The 18,223-nt window shown below is 74.6% G+C and carries 18 protein-coding genes; 9 read left to right on the top strand and 9 right to left on the bottom strand.

The window, feature by feature from the left end:
- Positions 1-617: hypothetical protein (locus tag AB1673_09940; protein ID MEW6154292.1), on the top strand; the 617-nt coding region annotated here is incomplete at its 5' end.
- A gap of 8 nt (positions 618-625) precedes the next feature.
- On the top strand, positions 626-1,759 hold the full coding sequence (locus AB1673_09935) for a hypothetical protein (protein ID MEW6154291.1): 1,134 nt from the start codon (positions 626-628) through the stop codon (positions 1,757-1,759).
- A gap of 23 nt (positions 1,760-1,782) precedes the next feature.
- Here AB1673_09935 and AB1673_09930 read toward each other — a convergent pair whose 3' ends face one another.
- From AB1673_09930 to AB1673_09905, 6 genes are read right to left on the bottom strand one after another with little or no spacing between them, the layout of a single operon-like run.
- Positions 1,783-3,021: an ABC transporter substrate-binding protein gene (locus AB1673_09930; GenBank protein MEW6154290.1), complete on the bottom strand. Its 1,239-nt coding sequence runs from the start codon at positions 3,019-3,021 to the stop codon at positions 1,783-1,785.
- Positions 3,018-3,998 (bottom strand): branched-chain amino acid ABC transporter permease, encoded by a 981-nt coding sequence (locus AB1673_09925; GenBank protein MEW6154289.1) that lies wholly within the window; start codon positions 3,996-3,998, stop codon positions 3,018-3,020. The genes AB1673_09930 and AB1673_09925 overlap by 4 nt, the downstream gene beginning before the upstream one ends.
- A complete protein-coding gene (locus AB1673_09920; GenBank protein MEW6154288.1) occupies positions 3,995-4,867 on the bottom strand; it encodes a branched-chain amino acid ABC transporter permease in 873 nt (290 codons plus the stop codon). The genes AB1673_09925 and AB1673_09920 overlap by 4 nt, the downstream gene beginning before the upstream one ends.
- The gene (locus AB1673_09915; GenBank protein ID MEW6154287.1) at positions 4,864-5,589 is read right to left on the bottom strand and encodes an ATP-binding cassette domain-containing protein; all 726 of its coding nucleotides are present in this window, start codon (positions 5,587-5,589) and stop codon (positions 4,864-4,866) included. The genes AB1673_09920 and AB1673_09915 overlap by 4 nt, the downstream gene beginning before the upstream one ends.
- A 28-nt stretch (positions 5,590-5,617) precedes the next feature.
- Entirely contained in the window at positions 5,618-6,307 is a 690-nt protein-coding gene (locus AB1673_09910; GenBank protein ID MEW6154286.1) for an ATP-binding cassette domain-containing protein, read from the bottom strand.
- Positions 6,308-6,315: 8 nt separating this feature from the next.
- Positions 6,316-6,579, bottom strand: a complete 264-nt coding sequence (locus tag AB1673_09905; GenBank protein MEW6154285.1) for a hypothetical protein — start codon at positions 6,577-6,579, stop codon at positions 6,316-6,318.
- 102 nt (positions 6,580-6,681) lie between these two features.
- Here AB1673_09905 and hrcA point away from each other — a divergent pair, with 102 nt between their 5' ends.
- From hrcA to AB1673_09875, 6 genes are all read left to right on the top strand, one after another.
- A complete protein-coding gene (gene hrcA / locus AB1673_09900) occupies positions 6,682-7,686 on the top strand; it encodes a heat-inducible transcriptional repressor HrcA (GenBank protein MEW6154284.1) in 1,005 nt (334 codons plus the stop codon).
- A gap of 9 nt (positions 7,687-7,695) precedes the next feature.
- Positions 7,696-8,841 carry a molecular chaperone DnaJ gene (dnaJ, locus tag AB1673_09895; GenBank protein MEW6154283.1) on the top strand — a complete coding sequence of 382 codons (1,146 nt, stop codon included), beginning with the start codon at positions 7,696-7,698 and terminating at the stop codon, positions 8,839-8,841.
- A gap of 6 nt (positions 8,842-8,847) precedes the next feature.
- On the top strand, positions 8,848-9,591 hold the full coding sequence (locus AB1673_09890; GenBank protein ID MEW6154282.1) for an RsmE family RNA methyltransferase: 744 nt from the start codon (positions 8,848-8,850) through the stop codon (positions 9,589-9,591).
- Between the two features lie 102 nt (positions 9,592-9,693).
- The gene (locus AB1673_09885; protein ID MEW6154281.1) at positions 9,694-10,239 is read left to right on the top strand and encodes a transcriptional regulator; all 546 of its coding nucleotides are present in this window, start codon (positions 9,694-9,696) and stop codon (positions 10,237-10,239) included.
- A 65-nt stretch (positions 10,240-10,304) separates the two neighbouring features.
- Positions 10,305-11,552, top strand: a complete 1,248-nt coding sequence (locus AB1673_09880) for an ABC transporter substrate-binding protein (GenBank protein ID MEW6154280.1) — start codon at positions 10,305-10,307, stop codon at positions 11,550-11,552.
- The gene (locus tag AB1673_09875; protein ID MEW6154279.1) at positions 11,549-13,381 is read left to right on the top strand and encodes an ATP-binding protein; all 1,833 of its coding nucleotides are present in this window, start codon (positions 11,549-11,551) and stop codon (positions 13,379-13,381) included. Before AB1673_09880 ends, AB1673_09875 begins: the two co-directional genes overlap by 4 nt.
- A gap of 39 nt (positions 13,382-13,420) precedes the next feature.
- Here AB1673_09875 and AB1673_09870 read toward each other — a convergent pair whose 3' ends face one another.
- On the bottom strand, positions 13,421-14,251 hold the full coding sequence (locus AB1673_09870; GenBank protein MEW6154278.1) for a response regulator transcription factor: 831 nt from the start codon (positions 14,249-14,251) through the stop codon (positions 13,421-13,423).
- A gap of 221 nt (positions 14,252-14,472) precedes the next feature.
- Between AB1673_09870 and AB1673_09865 the strand changes: the two genes are divergently transcribed.
- Positions 14,473-14,991 (top strand): hypothetical protein, encoded by a 519-nt coding sequence (locus AB1673_09865; protein MEW6154277.1) that lies wholly within the window; start codon positions 14,473-14,475, stop codon positions 14,989-14,991.
- A 333-nt stretch (positions 14,992-15,324) separates the two neighbouring features.
- Here the strand turns inward: AB1673_09865 and AB1673_09860 are convergent, their stop codons facing one another.
- The gene (locus tag AB1673_09860) at positions 15,325-16,083 is read right to left on the bottom strand and encodes a LysM domain-containing protein (GenBank protein ID MEW6154276.1); all 759 of its coding nucleotides are present in this window, start codon (positions 16,081-16,083) and stop codon (positions 15,325-15,327) included.
- Entirely contained in the window at positions 16,080-18,212 is a 2,133-nt protein-coding gene (locus tag AB1673_09855; GenBank protein ID MEW6154275.1) for a hypothetical protein, read from the bottom strand. Before AB1673_09855 ends, AB1673_09860 begins: the two co-directional genes overlap by 4 nt.
- Positions 18,213-18,223 lie beyond the last annotated feature (11 nt).

Below are 18,223 nucleotides of genomic sequence, written 5' to 3'. Positions count from 1 at the left end.
CGTCCCGTCCCGGGCCGGACACCGGGGGCGAGCCGTCCCCGTTCGACGAGGCCGCCAAGGAGAAGGCCCGCCAGAAGCAGCAGGACCAGCTCCGGCGGCGGCCGCCCCCCGAGCCGGCAACGGCCCTCGGCGAGGGCCCGGGCGACCAGTGGTGGGGAAGCGCCGACCAGGGCGCGCCCCCCTCGTCCCGCATGCCCCGGGTGGGCGGTCTCGCGATCGGCCCGGCGCTCGTCGGGGCCGCAGTGGTGCTCCTGGGGACCCTCATGGCGTGGATCCGAGTCGTCGGGGCGCGTAGCAACGCCTTCGACGTCCCCGTCAACTTCTTGTGGGACTACCGGGCGGCCGAAGGCGGTCTCAAGGTGGGCCTCGTACTACTGGCCCTGGCCGTCGGCGCGGCCGTCCTCACCGTCTTGGGGGGCAAGGTGGCGGTCCGGCGCGTCCTGGGCGGCACGGTGGTCGCCGTGGCCGTGCTGTACACAGTCCAGCTCCAGCGGGCCCTGTCGGCCGCGGGAGAGGGTGCACCCAGCCTGACCTCGGCCATAGGCTTCGGCGTGCTTCTCGCCTTGGGGGGCGGCGTGGCCATCGCCGTCGACCGCTCCGAACCCAGCGGGCACTAGCGCCGCTCATGGCGGCGGCCCGCCTCATCGAGGTCATGGTCTCCAGCCGCAACCGCACGGCCCTGACCGGCGGCGGGGACCTCACGGCCCTGCGCCGGGAGGTCAAGGAACGGCTCCAGAGCGTGCTCGCCCGCCCCGACGGGGAGCCCCGCCTTTCGGTCTGGGTCAACGAGGACAGCGAGGCCCTGCCCGCCGAGTCCGATTGGTACGACCGCTCCACCGAGCGGGCCCGGGACGCCACGATCGTGCTGGTCCTGTTCTCGGGCGAGGCGGGCACGGTCATCCCCGGCCGGGGCGTCGGCGTCTGCCACGCCGAGCTCGAAGAGGCCCTGGCCGACACCCGCACCAAGGTGCGCATCGTCGACATCAGACCGCTGGTGCAGTCCCCTCCCCGGCCCACCAAGGCCGATAACGCCTTCGCGGCCGCCGTCGACGGTCTACGTTCGCTCACGTCGTCGGCCCGGACGCGAGCCGAGGCCGTCGAGGCGGCCGTCGACGCTGTCGGTGACGCCCTCCACGCGCTGGCCCTGGCCGGGGTGGGTTCGTCGCGCCGGGGGCGCCACTCCCAGGGCGCGGCCCTCGACTGGCGGCGGCTCACGTTCGCCGGCCGCAAAGCCGCCATGGAGGAAGCCGTCGTCGCCGCCCTGGTGGCCGCCACCGGCGGGCAGGGCCATCGCGAACCGGGCGCCAACCGCCCGGCGGTGCATGTCGAGCTCGGCGGCCAGAGGGTCCTCATGGTGGCCCACGGCGCGCCCGAAGGGCTGTCACTGGCCGCCTCGCGCGAGCTCGTCGGCCAGCTCCACCGCCATGACCACCTCTTGGCCGGTGCCCTGGGCGGTTCCATCGGGCCCGTTCATGTGCTGGCCTGCCCGGCGGGCGTGACGGCCAACCAGATGCGTTCGTTGATGGGGACGTCCGAGCTCGTGCTGGCCACCACGCCGGCGGGCGTGTGGGCAGCCGACACCGTCTCACGGGCCCAGGTGCTGGCCGTGCGCGACTGCATCGACGCGGCCACCACCGGCCTGCAGGTGGACGAGGCCCTGGCCTGGCTGCGCCAGAGCGGCGAGGACGCCGAGCTGGCCGCCCGGGCACACCGCCGCCGGGCCATCATCGAGCAGGTGGCCGCGCCCGACCACCCCTGACGGCACTCGCTCGGGCCCGCGGCCTACGGGAACGGGTAGGCCGCGGCTGTGCGGGTCTCGAGGTTGACGACCAGCGCAGCCAGGCCCAGCGGGCGGGTGGGGTCGACGGAGAAGATCGTGCTGGCCCGGGGGGGCACCCGCTCGGTGGCCGGGCCGTACACGTAGTCGCCCGACAGGCCCTCGAAGCGCAGGACGTCGACCGCCTCCATGGCCGACACGATGCCGGCCCGGGACAGGTCACCACGCTCGGCCGCCAGTTCGAGGACCTGGGCCGCGGCCCAGGCCTGGTAGTACCCGAACACGAAGTAGTAGTCGGGCGCCTGTGACGGGCGGTAGCGGGCCAGGCGTTGGAGCATCTCGGCCTGGCCCTTGACGGACCGGTCTCCCCACTCGGTGCCCTCCCCCATGACCCACACCGACCGGGCCATGACCGCGCCGAGCGGACCGGTGGCCAGCGAGGGGTCCCAACCGGTGGCCTGCACGGCGAACTGCGGGCGGAACTCCAGGGCCTCGGCCTCGCCCACGATGCGCGACGTGTCTCCCGCGAAGGTGGCCATGAACACGGCGTCGCAACCCGCGTCGCGCAGCTGGGTTACCGGCCCGGTGAACGACGTGTCCCCGGCGTTGTAGCGGGCGCGAGCGGCCACTGTTACCCCCAGCTCGGCGGCCGCCGCCTCCAGGCCTTGCAGGCCGGCGTCCCCATAAGGCGAGGCCACTCCCGCGAAGCACGCCTTCTGGCCCCGGCCCCCGGCCTCGTTCACCCAGTAGTCCAAGGTGTTGGCGAACTGCACCTGGTAGGGCGCGCCCAGGGCCAGGAGGTGGCGCTCGCGGGCCCATTCGGCGTCGAGGGAGGCGGGTGAGGCGACGATCCCGTCCCGGTTGAACTGGGGCAGGAGCGCCTTGACGATGGGCGTCCCCAGGACCTGTTCGAACATGACCACGCTGTTCTTGATCTTCTGGTACTTGGCGATGGCCGTGTCGGCGTTGTAGCCCGTGTCCTCCACGACCAGCTCGACCCGGTAGCGCCCGGCGATGCCGCCCCGCTCGGCGTTCAGCCACTCGAAGTAGAGCTCGCCCCCGGCCGTCAGGGGGCGACCGATGGCGGCCACCGGGCCCTGCAGCGGCGTCAGCACCCCGAGGCGGATGGTCTGGCCGTCGAACCCGGGGGCGGCGGCCACCGCGTCGCGCCCACACCCGGAGAGGCCGAGGGCCACGAGGGCGAGGGCGAGCAGCGGTTGTAGAACGCGTCGAGGCAGTTTCACCCCGTGTTGACCTCCGGGGCCGCGGGCCCCGTTACATGAGGACCAGCGGGCCCGCTCAGAACTGCGGCCCGAGGGCGGCGCCGGGCCCGCACGAGCACGACGGCCACGATCGACACCCCGAACAGCAACTGGGTGACCTGGGCCTCGGTGACCAAGGCGGAAGGACCGGCGTCGAGCACCGCGTCCACGGCGTGGGGCAGGGCGGTCACGAACAACGCACCCAGCACCGGGCCCCGCAGCGTCCCCAGGCCGCCGATCAGGACCATGGCCAGGTACTGCACCGAGACCAGCAGGCCCCACTCCTGCGGCCCGACATAACCCCGGTAGGAGCCGTACAGGGCACCCGCGGCCCCCGCCAGAGCACCGGACGCTACGAAGGCCGCCACCTTGGTGCGGGCCACGTCCACCCCCATCACCGCGGCCGCCCGCTCGCTGGTGCGTACCGCGGCCATGGCCCGGCCCGAGCGCGAGCGCATGACATTGGCCACCAGCCAGGCCACCACCGCCACCAGGGCCCAGGCCAGCCAGAACCAACCCTGGTCGTGGGTGCCGGGCAGGGCCGGCGACGGCAGGTCGGAGCGGCCGGCGTTGCCGCCCGTGAACCACGTCCATCGCCGGAACACGTGCTGGCCCACGAACACCAGGGCCAGGGTGACGATGGCCACCGTGTGGCCCTTGACCCGCACGGCCAGCGGGCCGGCGGCCAGCCCGACCAGCGCGCCCACGAGGGCCGCCGCCCCCAGCCATACCGGCAGCGGCCCGCCCACGACCGCGGCCGTGTAGGCGCCCGCCCCCAGGAAGGCGGCGTGGCCCAGCGAGAGCTGCCCGCAGGTGCCCGTGAGCAGGTTGAGCCCGTAGGCGCCGACGGCGGCGATGGCCGCCAGGTTGAGCACCGACAGCCAATGGTCGGACACCCGCAGGGGAAGCACGACATAGATGACCGCCGCGGCCAGCACCAGGGCGCGGTTGCGGGTCACAGGCGCCGGGCCTCACGAGCGGTGAACAGGCCGTCGGGACGGGCCAGCAGCACAGCCAGCATCACGAGATAGGGGACGACCAGCTCCTGGCCGGGCGCGTAGCCGGCGGTCAGCACCTCCACGACCCCGATGATCACCCCTCCGGCCAGCGCCCCGGCCAGGGACGTGAACCCCCCCAGCAGCACGGCCGGGAAGGCCCGCAGGGCGTGCTCGCCGAGGTTGGGGACAGCCGCGGCCGGGCCCGAGGCCAGCAGTACCCCGGCTACGGTGGCCACCACCGCGGCCATGGCCCACGCCACCCGCGACACCAGCCGGGGGCTGATCCCCAGGGCGGCCGCGGCCTCCGCATCGGCCGCCGCGGCCCGCAGGGCCAGGCCCAGCCGGGTGCGGAGGAAGAAGGCCGACAGGCCCCCGACGAGGGTGGCCACGATCACCAGCGTGGCCACGTCGACCTGCGACAGGACCAGCCCCGCGAACCGCACACTGCCGGCCCCCCAAGGGTCGCCGATGTGGTGGGGCCGGAACCCCCACACCACCGTGATGAGCTGCTCGACGACTATGGCCACCCCCAGCGTGGCCAGCACCACCGAGATGGCGGGCTGGCCGGCCAGCGGCCGCACCACCACCCGCTCGACGGCCAGGGCCAGCACGACCGCACCCGCGGTGGCCGCGGCGACCGCCACCGGGAAAGGCAGGCCCCACAACACCGAGGTCGTGTAGGTGAGGTAGGCGCCCACGGCCAGCAACGAACCCTGGGCGAAGTTCACCACCCCGGTGGCCTTGAACACGACCACGAAGCCCAGGGCCACCAGGGCGTACACCCCACCCAGGGCCACCCCCTTGACCACGAACTGGGCGAGATCGGTCACCGGGCCAACTCGCTGCCCTGCAGTCCGGTCCGGCCCCCGTCGAGGGTCACCAACCGGTCGGCCAGGGCCGAGACGGTGCCCAAGGCGTGGTCGACGACCACCGCGGCTGCCCGTCCCGGGCCGGTGGCCGCCTCGATGGCAGCCACCATCAGCTCGACGTCGCCCGGCCCGGCCCCGGCGAAGGGCTCGTCCAGCAGCAACAGCACGGCGTCGCCGGCCAGCACCCGGCCCAGCTCCAGCCGCTTGCGCGCCCCGGCATCGAGGGACCGGACGGGGGCCCGCGGTTCGAGACCGAGCGTCCGGGCCACCTGCTGGCAACGTTCCCGGTGGGTTGACTCCTCGGCCCGGGCACTGCGCAGGCGCAGGGCGCCGGCCACCAGCCCCGACCTCATGAGGTGGTGGCGCCCGAGCAGGAGGTTGGCGGTCACGTCCAGGCCCTCGACCAGGCCCAGGCCCTGGAGGGAGCGCGACACCCCGAGGGCAACCCGCGGGGCCGGCCCCAGCCCGGCCAGGTCCCGCCCGGCCAGCACCACCCGGCCGGCGTCGGGACGCTCGTCGCCGCTGATGCAGTTGAGCACGGTGGTCTTGCCGGCCCCGTTGGGCCCCACCAGGGCGACCCGCTCACCCGCCCCCACCGAGAAGCTGGCCCCGTCGAGAGCGGCCACCCCCCCGAACCGCCGCACCAGCCCCTCGACGGCCAGCAACGGCCCAGGCGCGCTCACGTCCCCACAACCGGTGTGGGGAGCCCGATCATGCCGGGGCCGGGGCCGGGGCCGGGACCCCGGCCCGGCGGCCCCGGTCGAGACGCACCACGTCCGAGGACGGCATCAGGCGGAGCTCCTGTTCGGCCACCACCACCGCGCCCCCGGCGGCCGCCACCTCGGCGACGGCCGCGGCCACCAGCTCCACCGAGGCGTCGGCCAGGCCGACGGTGGGTTCGTCGAGAAGGAGCAGGCGGGGCTCGGCCACCATGGCCCGGGCGATGACCAGGAGCTGCTGCTCGCCGCCCGAGAGGTGTCCGGCGGGAGTCGAACACCGGGCGGCCAGGGCCGGGAACCGGTCCAACGCCCAGCCCACCCGCTGGGCCGCCCGGCCCGCGGTCAGCACGAACCCCCCGGCCGCCAGGTTGTCCCCCACCGACAGGTCGCGGAACACCCGCCGTCCCTCCAGGGCGTGGCCGACACCCCGCCTGACGGCCGCCGCCGGGTCGTCGGGGTCGATGGCAACGCCGTCCACCTCGGCCGAGCCACCCACCACCCGGCCGCCGGCCAAGCCCAGCAGCCCGGACACGGCCCGCAGCAGCGAGGACTTGCCGGCCCCGTTGGGACCAGTCACGGTCAGCACCTGGCCGGCCCCGAGAGCGAGATCGAGCCCTTCGAGAGCCACGGCCGACCGGTAGACCACCCGCAGGCCGGCCACTCGCAGCCGCGCCGGGGCCACGGCCCCAGTCAGCGGGCCTTCTTGGCCGCCGCCTTGCTCGCCGCCGCCTTGCTCGCCGCCGCCTTGCCGGCGGCCGCCTTGGCCGTCCGGGGCGCGGGAGCCACCTCCCGGCGGAACAGCACGACGGTCGCGAACCCGTTGTGGATAGCCGTCATGTTCACCGGCTCCCACCCTTCGGCCGCGATGGCGTTGAGCTCGTCGTGGTCGTAGTCGGAGAACCCCTCGAGGCCAACACCGAAAACGGCGGTCCAATACTCGAACTTGGCGGCCACTGTGCGCCTCCTGGCGGACGTCTCGGCGAGGGGCGTACCTTACCGGGCCGGCCCGCGGCCACCGGGGTTGGTGCCCGCCAGTCGGTATCATCGGGTGCCACGATGCTGGACGAACGCAAGGCCGCCATCCTCAAGGCGGTCGTCGAGGAGTACATCCAGACGGCGCAGCCAGTGGGCTCGGCCTCGGTCGTGAGGGCGACCAGCCTGCCCGTTTCGACCGCGACCGTCCGCAACGAGCTGTCGGTTCTCGAGCGCGACGGCTTCCTCGACCATCCCCACACCAGCGCTGGGCGGGTCCCGACCGACAAGGGCTACCGGTTCTTCGTCGACCACCTCACACCTGCCTTGCCGTCGACGCAGCGCCAGCAGGTCAAGGACTTCTTCGCCCGTGCCCACGGTGAGATCGAGAAGATGCTCGACGACACCACCCGGTTGCTCTCCGACCTCACGAACTACGCGGCGGTCGTGGTCGCCCCCCAACGCGAGGCGGCCACCGTACGGTCGGTCCAGATCGTGAGCCTCGGCGCCCATGTGGCGCTGGTCGTGGCCGTCCTGTCCGACGGTTCGGTGAAAAAGGCCGTCCTCGACATCGGCTCGCGCACAGGCGACGACCGCCTAGCGGTGGCCGGCGCCCACCTGGCCGCCCACCTCGGGGGCCATCCCCTCGAAGCCGAGGTGACCATCCCGCCCACAGGCGACGACGTGACCGACCGGGCTGCCGCTCTGGCCCACGCCGCCCTGGGGCGTACGGTCTCGGGCGCGGGTGGGGGTGAGCAGCTGTTCGTGGGTGGCGCGGCCCAGATGGCCAGCACGTTCGACGCCATCGACACCGTCCGCCGGGTCTTGGCCATGCTCGAGCAGCAGTACCTGCTCGTCACCCTGCTGCGCGAGGCCATCCACGACGACGGCCTCACGGTGTCCATCGGCACCGAGCACGGGGTCGAACCGCTGGCCCAGTGCTCGATCGTCGTCGCCCCCTACGAGGTCGACGGCACCACCGTGGGCACCATCGGGGTGCTCGGGCCCACCCGTATGAACTACCCCCAGGCCATGGCGGCCGTGGGGGTCGTCAGCCAGCGCCTCGGCAAGGCCCTGCGCGAGGGCTGACCGCACCCCGTGGACGACGACTTCTACGGCCTGCTGGGGGTGGGCCGCACCGCCACCGAGGACGAGCTCAAGCGCGCCTACCGGCGCCTGGCCCGCGAGCTGCACCCTGACACCAACAGCGACCCCGAGGCCGAGGAACGCTTCAAGAAGGTGACCGTCGCCTACGAGACCCTGCGCGACCCCGAGCGGCGCCGGCGCTATGACATGTTCGGGCCCGAGGCCGTCCGCGGGGCGGGCGGGGGCGGCGGGGGCGCGGGCGGGTTCGGCGCCGACTCGTTCGCGGCCAACCTCGGCGACCTCTTCGAGACCGTCTTCGGCGGCAACCCCTTCGGTGGGGGCGGCGGGGGGGGCCGGCGGCGGGCAGGGCCCACTCCCGGGCCCGACATCGAAGTCGCCCTGGAGCTCGGGTTCCGAGACGCCGTGTTCGGCGGCACCCGGGAGGTCAAGGCCCGCGTCGCCCTGCCCTGCGAGACGTGTGAGGCCACCGGGGCCAAGCCGGGCACCCGGCCCGAGACATGCCCCACATGCAGCGGGACGGGCCAGGTGCGCCAGGTGCGCCAGTCGATCCTGGGCCAGATGATGACGACCACCCGCTGCAACCGGTGCTCGGGCCTGGGCGAGGTCGTCGCCGACCCCTGCGCCGACTGCCGGGGAGAGGGACGGCGCACGGCCGAGCAGGTCTACCCCGTCGAGGTCCCGGCCGGGGTCGACCACGGCAACGTGCTTCGGGTCCCGGGCCGGGGCGGGGCCGGGCCCCGAGGCGGTCCCCGGGGCGACCTCTACGTCCACCTGCGGGTCCGGCCCGACGACCGGTTCACCCGCCAAGGCGCCGACCTCGTGCACAACCTGACCGTGCCCATGACCCAGGCCGCCCTGGGCGCCCACCTGCGCTTCGAGACCCTCGACGGCACCGAGGACCTGGTGATACCCAGGGGCACCCAGACCGGGCGGGTCTTCCACCTCCGGGGCCGGGGTGTGCCCCATGTCGACGGCCGGGGCCGGGGCGACCTGCTCGTGCAGGTCACGGTGGAGACGCCCGACAAGCTCAGCAAGGAGCAGGACAACCTCCTGCGCCTGCTGGCCGCCGAGCGGGGCGAAGAAGTTGCCCCTGCTGGCACCGGCTTCTTCGACAAGATCCGCTCGGCCTTCAAGTAGCCGCTCGTGCCGGCGCCGGGGCCGGGGCCGGCCACCGATGCCCGGGCCCTCGTTTTCGTGGAGGACCTCGACGGCCCCCGGCTGTCGGCCGCCGACGACCACCACCTGCGCCGGGTCCTGCGCCTGCACCCCGGTGACCTGGTGGCCGCCTCGGACGGGGCCGGGCGCTGGCGGCCGTGCCGGTTCGGCCCCGGGCCCGGTCTGGCCCTCGACGGCGAGGTCCTCACCGTGGCCCGGCCCGCGCCCGCGGTCACCGTGGCCTTCGCCCTGACCAAGGGCGAGCGCCCGGAGTGGGCCGTGCAGAAGCTGTGCGAACTAGGCGTCGACCGCATCGTGGCCTTCGCGGCCGAGCGATCGGTCGTGCGCTGGGACAACCGGCGGGCCGAGGCGGCCGTAGAACGGTGGCGGCGCATCGCCCGGGAGGCGGCCGCGCAGTCGAGGCGGGTGTGGCTGCCGGTCGTGGACGAAGTGTCCACCTTCGCGGCGGTGGCCGCCGGGGCACCGCCCCCGCTGATCGCGGTACCCGGGGGCCCCCCGCTCCCGGCGGGGGCCAGCGCCGTCCTCATAGGCCCCGAAGGGGGGTGGTCGGCGGCCGAGTTGGACCTGGCGGCCGGCCGCGGCCTAGGTCGGGTGGGCCTCGGGCCGCACGTGCTGCGGGCCGAGACGGCCGCCCTGGCCGCCGGGGCCCTGCTGTGTGGGCTGCGGGCCGGCCTCGTCTCCCCCACCGGTGGGGCCGGCGGGCCCCCCTGAGCGTCCGGGCCCGGCTAAGAAACCCCCATTTCGTCACTTTCCGTCGTTGTCGCGGCCCTCACCGCGGCGGTAGTCTGTAGAAGGCACAAAAAAGGGGACTGGGTGAGCGATGAAGGTGGGGGCGTAACCCCCAGCCCCCTGCAGACGTATGCCCAGAAGGTGGGCCAGCGGTTGCGGGGGATCCGGCGTCAGAAGGGCCTTTCACTCCAGGACGTGGAGGCCGCGTCCGGCCACGAGTTCAAGGCGTCGGTCCTGGGCGCCTACGAGCGGGGCGAGCGCATAATCTCGGTGCCCCGCCTCCAGCGGTTGGCCAGCTACTACAGCGTCCCCGTCGACCAGTTGCTGCCGCCCACCGGCGAGCTCGACCGTGCCCTGGCCTCTCCCCAGGGCGACGGCGGCGGCCGGGCGCGGAGCGGGGCCAGCGAGAAGATCACCTTCGACCTCGCTCGCTTCCGCGACGTCGAAGACCCCGAGCTGGAGATGGTCCGCCAGTACCTGAACAGCATCCAGGTCATGCGCCAGGACTTCAACGGGCGGATGCTGACCATCCGGCGCGACGACATCCGGGCCATCGCCGGGATGTTCGGCACCGAACCGGGCGCCCTGGTCGAGCGCCTCGAGGACCTGGAGCTCAGGCTCAGCCACTGACCCCCATACGGCCGGGAGGTTAGGGCTGGGCAGCCGGCGTCGACCGCTCGTACTATGTACGGCCGATGAGGCGGTTCCTGCCGGTCCTGGTTGTGGCAGCCGCCGTCTCGGCTGCCTGCGGCGGGGAGACGGGGGCCCGGGCCGGACCGACGACGGTCCTCAGGGTGGTCATGACCGACGACTGGGTAACGGCCCCCTTCACCGACGCCGTCCGGGAGTTCGAGCGCACCCACCCGCGGGTGCGGGTGGACATCGACCGGGGCCCGATCGGCAGGATGGCCGACGTCGTCCGGGCCGGCATCGCCGGCGGCTCCCCGCCCGACGTGATCCAGGGCCACGCTCACACGGGAGCCGGCCAGGACCTGGCCGAACCGCTCGACGACCTGTGGGACCACCACGGCCTCACGGCCGACGAGTTCTTGCCCGGCGCGGTGGCCGACGTCACCTGGGCCGGCCGCCGCTACGGCGTGCCCCTCGACAGCAACGCCATGGCCGTGCTCTACAACACCACCCGCTTCCGGGAACTGGGCCTGTCCCCGCCCACCGGGCCGCTGTCGTTCGTGGACTTCGAGCGCCTGGCCGGCCAGCTCACGAGCCCCGACGGGGCCCGGCGGGGGCTGGTCGTGCCGGTCGACACCTGGGTCACGTTCGGCTGGGTACGGGCCAACGGCGGGGACCTGCTCCGGGTCGAGCCCGGGGGGACGCCGGTGTTCACCTTCGACAGCCCGGCCGTGGTGGGCACGCTCGACTACCTGGGCAGGCTGATCGACTCGGGCGTGGCCTTCGGTCCCCTCGGGCCCGATGCCCGCTCCACCGACGCCTACGCCCTCTTCCGCTCCGGCCAGGTGGCCATGTACACCAGCGGCTCGTGGGACCTGGTCAGGGTGACCAGGGAGGTGCCCGACGGCGACTTCGGGGTGGCCCTCATGCCCCGGGGCCTGACCGGGGCCACCGCCGGGTCGTCGATGGGCGGCAGCAGCCTGTGGGTGCCCAAGGGTTCGCCCAACCGCGAGCTGGCCTTCGAGTTCATGCTGCTGCTCACGTCCGACCCCTACGCCCTGCGGTTCGCCAAGGAGGAAGGCCGCCTGCCGGTCCGCCCCCGGGTGCTGTCCGACCCTCACTTCGCCGATCCCCAGCTCAGGGTCTTCGTCGAACAGCTGGCCACCGCTCACCCCCCGATCCTGGGGGCGCTGCACGAGGCGTCCCAGGCCTTCGGCGACGCCCTGTCCCGCGTCCTCAGGGAGCGGGCCGACGCCCGCACCGCCCTGGCCGAGGCCCAGTCCCGGGCCGTGTCCTCGCTGGCCCCGCCGTGAGCCGCGGGCCTGCGGGCGGTGGTGTGGCCGGGCCTGGGGGCGGGGGTGGCCGTGAGCCAGGCGACCAGTGCCTTCTGTCGCGGGCCACCCCCCGGCCCCTGCGGTCCTCGGTCCTGGGTAAGGTCCTGGCGGCGCTGGTGCTGGTCCTGGTGGTGTCCACCGCGGTCACGGCCGTGGTCGACGCCCGCCTGACACGGGCCGCGGTGGCCGGCCAGACGCGCGACGTGGCCGACAGCAACCTGCGGGTCCTCCAGGAGGCGTTCACCGAACGTCAGCGGGAGCTGGTGCTGGCCCTTCGCAACCTCGGCAGCCGCCTGGACAGCGACGGCCTCACCGACCCCGCCCGCCGCCCGGAACTGATCGCCCGGCTGGGCGTGGAGGTCACCAACCTCGAGCTCGACCAGCTCGACGTCGTCGACGGCACGGGCGCGGCCCTCGACCCGCCGGTCAGCGTGGGCGCCCTGTCGCCCGTCCTCCCCTTCGGGCGGGGCGCGGGTTTCACCACCGAACCGACCAGCCGGCTGGTGGCCACGGTGAACGGCGTGTTCGTCCAGGCCGTCCCGGTCACCGTGGGGACCGGGCCAGACGCCCTGGTCCTGGTCGGGGGCCGGGAGTTCGGCGACAACCTGGCCTTCCGCCTGCGGCGCCAGCTGGGCGGCCTGGCCGGGGTCATCCTGGTCGTGGGCGACGCCGTGGCCGGCAGCACCCTGAGCCACCCGGTGACCGAGCCCCCGGGGCGCGACGACCGCACGGGCGAGCTGCCTGACCGGCCCCGGGTGACCCGGCTGGCGGGCGAGGACAGCCTCGTGGCCTACGTGCCCGTGGGGCGGTCCGCGGCCAGCCCCGTGGGTGGCGCCCTGGGGATCGCCCTGCCCGACCCGGCCGCCGACCTGGCCCGGGCGCTGGCCGTGCGCCGGGTGGTGGCCGGGTCGGTGATGGCCGCGCTGGCGGTGGCCCTGGGCTGGCTGCTGTTCAGGGCCATGGTCAGGCCGCTGGTCGAGCTGGCGGGCACGGCCGAGCGCATCGCCTCCGGAGAGCGGGGCCGGCCCTTCGTGGCCCGCAGCAGCGACGAGATCGGGCGGCTGGCCGTCGCCCTGGACCGCATGCGGACCGAGCTGGAGGCCAAGCTGGCTCTCGTCGAACGCCAAGCCGCCCAGTTACGCGAGAGCTCCCAGCGGGTGGTCACGGCCCAGGACGAGGAACGGCGCCGCCTGGCCCGCGACCTGCACGACGGGATCCAGCAGCAACTGTTGGTGCTGCGCATGACGGTCAACCTGGGCATCGAGGACGGGGCGGGGGCCGACGCTCTGGCCGCCGAGCTGGACCGGACGATCGAGCAGTTGCGGGAGGTCAGCCACAACCTCTACCCGGCCATCCTGCGGGACCGAGGCCTGACTGCCGCCCTGCGCAGCTACGCCAGCCGCCTTCCCCTTCCTAGCTCTCTCGACCTGTCGCCCGACCCCCTGCCGGCCCTGCCCGCCGACGTCGAGACGGCCGCCTACTTCCTGATGTTCGAGGCGGTCACCAACGCCCTGAAGCACTCGGGTGCCACTGAGCTGGCCTTGGCCCTGGACGTGTCCGAGGGCCGCCTGCGGGTATCGGTCACCGACGACGGCCGCGGCTTCGACGCCAAGAGCACCGGGCGGAACGGGGGCCTGCTCCACATGGAGGACAGGGCCCGCTCCTTCGGTGGGGACCTGCGCATCGAGTCCCGGCCCGGGCACGGGACGTCGGTGGTCGCCACGTTCCCGGTCCCGCCAGCCCCCGGGACCGAAACCTGCGCGGGAACCGTGGGCGAAACGCCCACGGTTCCCGCGCAGGTTTCGTGACGTGGGGCTGGGGCCGGGGCTTGGGGCCGGGGCCGGCCGTCAACTCGTCTGGCGCTGGAGGAAGATCAGCACGGCCGCCACCCGGTGGTTCATGTCCAGCTCCTCGTTGAGCCCCAGCTTGCGGAAGATGGCGTTGATGTGCTTTTCGACGGCCCGCTCGGTCAGCACCAGCGCCCGGGCGATGGCCGCGTTGGTGCGCCCGCCGGCCATGAGGGCCAGCACCTCGTGCTCGCGATCGGTCAGGCCGTGAAGCTTCGACCGGCTGCGCCGGCGCTGGGCCTCGAGCAGGCCGTCGACCACCTTGGGATCGAGGATGGAGCCTCCGGCAGCCACCTCCCGCAACGCCTCGGCCAGCTGCATGGGCGCCCCCAGGCGCTCCTTGAGCATGTAGGCCCGGCCGTTGGAGCCACCCTTGAGCAGTTCGAGGGCGTACTCGGGGTCGTCGAACTGCGAAAGGATCACCACTCCCATGGACGGCCACCGCTCCCGGATGGCATGGGCGGCGTCGATCCCCTCGGTCCGGTGCGTGGGCGGCATCCGCACGTCCAACAGCACGGCATCGGGCTGGGTGGCCTCCAGCACACCCATTAGCTCGTCGGCGTCGGCCGCCACACCCACCACCTCGACGCCCGGCACCGTCGACAGGGCGCTGCGGGCGCCCTCTCGCACCAGGTACCAGTCGTCGGCCACGACCACGCGCAGGGCCGGCCCGCCGTCTCCGGGGTGGGCGGCCGGTGAGCCACCGGCCTGGTCGGTAGTGGGTTCTGGGCCCGTCCCGCCATCGTAGGCCCCGGTGGTGCTAGCACCCCGGGCAGAAGACGCCGGCTGGCACCCTGTCGTTCGGGACGGCTCCACGACCAAGATGGCCACGGAGCGAGGCCCCGCGTGGAGGGGAACCGCTCCAGCCGGGGGGTTGGGAGTGGTGAGCAGTCCGTACGATCGGTCCGGACGCTCGTACCACCGACCCTGCACCGCATGCGCCGTCCATCCCCCGGGACGGCGCGCGCCTGCCGCCGCTGCGGGGTTGCCGGCCGGCGGGCGGGCGGGCGGGGTCTCCGACGGTAGGGTGGCCCCGAGGGAGAGGGGACGCTGTGAGATCTCGAGTTTTCGCGGTTGTCGTGGCCTGCGTGGCCCTGGTCCTGGGTGCGTGCGGCGGGGGCGACGGCGGGGGGAGCTCGTCGGGAGCTCCGGTTACCGACCCGGCAAGCCAGGGCTCGGGTACAGCGGGCGGGACGGGCGCTGGTGGTCAAGACGCCCTGAGCACGGCCCGCTGCGTGGAGATAGCCGTGGCCATGTCCCAGGCGGCGGCCGCGGCCGGGGCGGCCATCACGGGGGCGGACGCGGACTACACCCGCACGATCGCCCAGCTCGAGGCGTTCGCAGCGGCCGCGCCCAGCTCCATCCGCGGCGATCTCAACGTGGTCGTCGAGGGCTACTCCCGCGTGGCCCGGGTGTTCGCCGGCTCGGGCTACAACCCCGCATCTGGCCAGCCACCGTCGTCGGCCCTGCTGCGCGACCTCGAGCAGGCCACCTCGTCGCTCGACGAGCCCGCCTACCGGGCCGCGGCCGAGCGGGTCGAGAAGTGGTTCGAAGCCGGGTGCCGAGGCTGACGCGGGCTCGGTGGGCAGACGCGTCGCCGCCGCCCTCGTCGCAGTAGCGGCCGTCGAGGCGGCCCTCGTGCGCCTCGGACGGACCTACGGGTCCACCGCGGCGGAACGTACGGAGCCACTTCCAGGCGACGGGCTGGTCGGCCGACCGACGGGGGTAACAGGCCCTCGACGGCGGCCGGCGGTCACGGTTCCACTTCCGATCGCGCTGGTCGACTGCCCCGTGGTGGGTGACGGCGGCTGCCTGGCTTCTCATCGTGCCTGCCGACTTCGTGATGGCGCGGGACATGCTGGCCGGCGTTCGCCGCCGGGCCGAGGCGCTGGCCGCGGGTACGCCTATGGCGGCGGGACCGGCGGGAGCGTGAACACCTGGCCCGGGAAGATCAGGTCGGCGTTGGAACGGTCGGCCAGCAGGTGGCGGTTGACCTCGATGAGGTCGCGCCAGTAGGGGATGATCTCGGCGTCGCTCGGCGGCGTACCCCAGGCCTGGGCCAGCACTTCGTCGGCGATCGACCAGAAGCAGTCCCCCGGCCTTACCGTCCACGTCCGCTCCTGAGCGGCGGTGCCCGACGGGGCGGCGACCACCGGGCCGGCCGGGGCCGGGGACGGGACGGGGCCGGCCTCGGGGCCGGGCAGCAGGCGCATGGTGATCGTGGGCCCAGGGGTACCACCCGGGACCACCGTTGACGGTGGGCTGGTCGAGACCGTGACCTGGGCGGCAGCCGGCGGCGTGAGCAACATCGACGGGTTCACCCCCGAAGCGAGGCTTATCCCGGCCACTCCAACCAGCATCCTCCGCAGCGGGGCGACCGTGAACAGGTCGGCCAGGCCCACGAGACGCTCGGCCCGCAGGGCGCGCAGCACGAGGCCCACGGCTGCCGCCACCAGCAGGTACCAGACGGCCGCGAGGGCCAGTAGCCGTAGGAGGGCAACGGCGGCCACGACCGGATCGCGCCCCGCCACCCACTCCCCCCACCCTCGGGGGTCGAGCACCGGGGGAGGCGCCAGCTCGCCCGCACCCGCCCGCCGGAGCGCTGTCGCGCAGGCGCCGACAACGACCGTCCAGCCGAGCAGCGCCAGGCGGGGCCGGCTCATCGCCCGCTCCCGGGGGCCCTCAGGACGACCGGGACGGCACCCACACGCTCGACCACGATCTCGTTGCACCCGTCGGCATCGAGGTCGGCGGCCCGGATCGTGCTGGCCCCATCGACCCGGCCCAGCAGCGGCGCCACGCGGTCGTCACCTTCGGCCGCCCACCCGTCGAAGACGAAGACCTCGCCCGTGCTGGGCCGCAGGACGGCCAGAGACCTTGCCCCCGAACAGTTCCAGTCGCCCAGGGCGAGCAGGTCACCGGGAGCACCGACCACCCACCGCCGCTCACCGGACTCCACGAAACCGTCGCCCACCCTCAGAGCCTCCGGGCACCCGTCGCCGTCCACGTCGGCCGCCAGCGACCCCTGGACCGGCGGGCACCCGGCCGGCACACGCACCTGCTGACCCCCGGGGACGGCGCCCGCTTCTCCTGGCGACCGAGCTTCGCCGGCCGCCGGCCCCGGCCCGGCATGGCTGCCCGTACCACCGCTCCCGCCCACCGGCCCGGCTGCGACTGCCCCACCGTCGCCCGGAGCACCGGCTCCGGCGGCTCCCGCCCCCGGTGCGTCCCCGGCCGCTCCGTTCCGGGCGGCTCCGTTCCCGTGCCCCCCGGGCGTGCCACCGCTGGGCCCGGCGCCACCGGGCCCGGCGCCACCGCCGTCACTGGGCCGGGCTCCAGAGCCGTCTGGCCCCGGGGCGGCCGGGCCCTGGCCGTCGCGAGAGGAGGGGCCGGCGGCTGCCGCCGTGCCGAGCCCGCTCGCCGAGTTGGGGCTGGCCCCGCCGGTGGCGACCAACGCCCCGGCTCCGACACCCGCGGCCACCACCACTGCAGCGATTACCGGCAGGTGACGGCGTGACGGCGCTTTCCGGCGCGATTGCACCTGGTCGCGCCGCCACATCTCGAGCGGGCGCTGGCGCTGGCGGCGCTCCCGACGGCTCGAAGGCGGTGGCCCCGGTGGGCCGGACGGGCTGTCGCGGGGCAACCGTGCCCCGGGGACGGCGTCGTGCACGGCATCGGCCACGTCTCGGGCCGACGGACGGTCTTCGACCGGGGCGGCCATGGCCCGGTCGGCGATCCGGTGCAGAGCGTCGGCGTTCCCCCCGTGGGCCCGCCCCCCGGCCGCCAAGAGGGCCACGAGTACCCTGCCCAGCCCGACGACGTCGGCTGCCGGAGCAAGCACGTCGACCGGCTCCTCCGGTGTGCCGCTCCAGTGGTCGACGCCCCCGCCCCCAGCCGACCCGGCGTTCCCCAAGGCCGCCCCGCCCGCGCCCGGTCCGGCGGTGCCCGGTCCGGCGGTGCCCGGTCCGGCGGTGCCCGGGTAGGCGGTGCCCGGGTAGGCGATGCCCGGTCCGGCGGTGCCCGGGTAGGCGGTGCCCGGGTAGGCGGTGCCCGGGTAGGCGGTGCCCGGGGCGGCGCTCCCCGACCCGGCGTTCCCGAGCGCTGCGCCGCCCGTGCCCGTGCCCGTGCCGCCCGTTCCCGGGCCGCCTGTTCCCGAGCCGCCGGTGCCCGAGCCAGCGTTTCCCGGGCCGCCCGTTCCCGGGCCGCCTGTTCCCGAGCCGCCGGTGCCCGAGCCAGCGTTCCCCGAGCCGCCGGTGCCCGAGCCGCCTGTGCCCGGGCCGCCTGTTCCCGTGCCGCCCGTGCCCGAGCCAGCGTTCCCCGAGCCAGCGTTCCCTGGGCCGCCCGTGCCCGGGTAGGCAGTCCCCGGGGCGGCGGTGCCTTCGACCACGGCCGTTGGGCGGGGCGCGAGCCGTTCGCCGGTCAGGCCGCCGCGGCCCAGGCTGCACAGGACGGGGCGGCCGCCCTCGTCGAGCAGCACGTGATCGGGCTCGACCGCCCCGTGAACGATCCCCATGGCGTGGAGGTCGGCCAGGGTCGAGGCCAAGGCGGCCACCACCCCGGCCACCTCCTCCACTTCCAGGGGCCGTTCGTCCAGTCTCCGGCCCGCGACCCAGGCGGTGTGCATCACCGCCGGCGGCCCGTCGTCGAACTCCAAGAGCTCGACCAGAGCGGGGTGGCCGGCCACGTCGAGCAGGTCGGCCTCCCGCCGCAGACGAGCAGAGTCGTCGGCCGACTCCGCCCGCTTGACCGCCACCGGTCGGCCCCGACCGTCCACGCCATGCTCTACCTTCACAGTAGAGCCAG

Source organism: Actinomycetota bacterium, assembly GCA_040754375.1.
In the GTDB taxonomy this organism is placed as follows: domain Bacteria; phylum Actinomycetota; class Acidimicrobiia; order Acidimicrobiales; family AC-14; genus JBFMCT01.
Note: the sequence above shows the minus strand (reverse complement) of the source record. Positions and strands in the feature narration are given on the sequence as shown.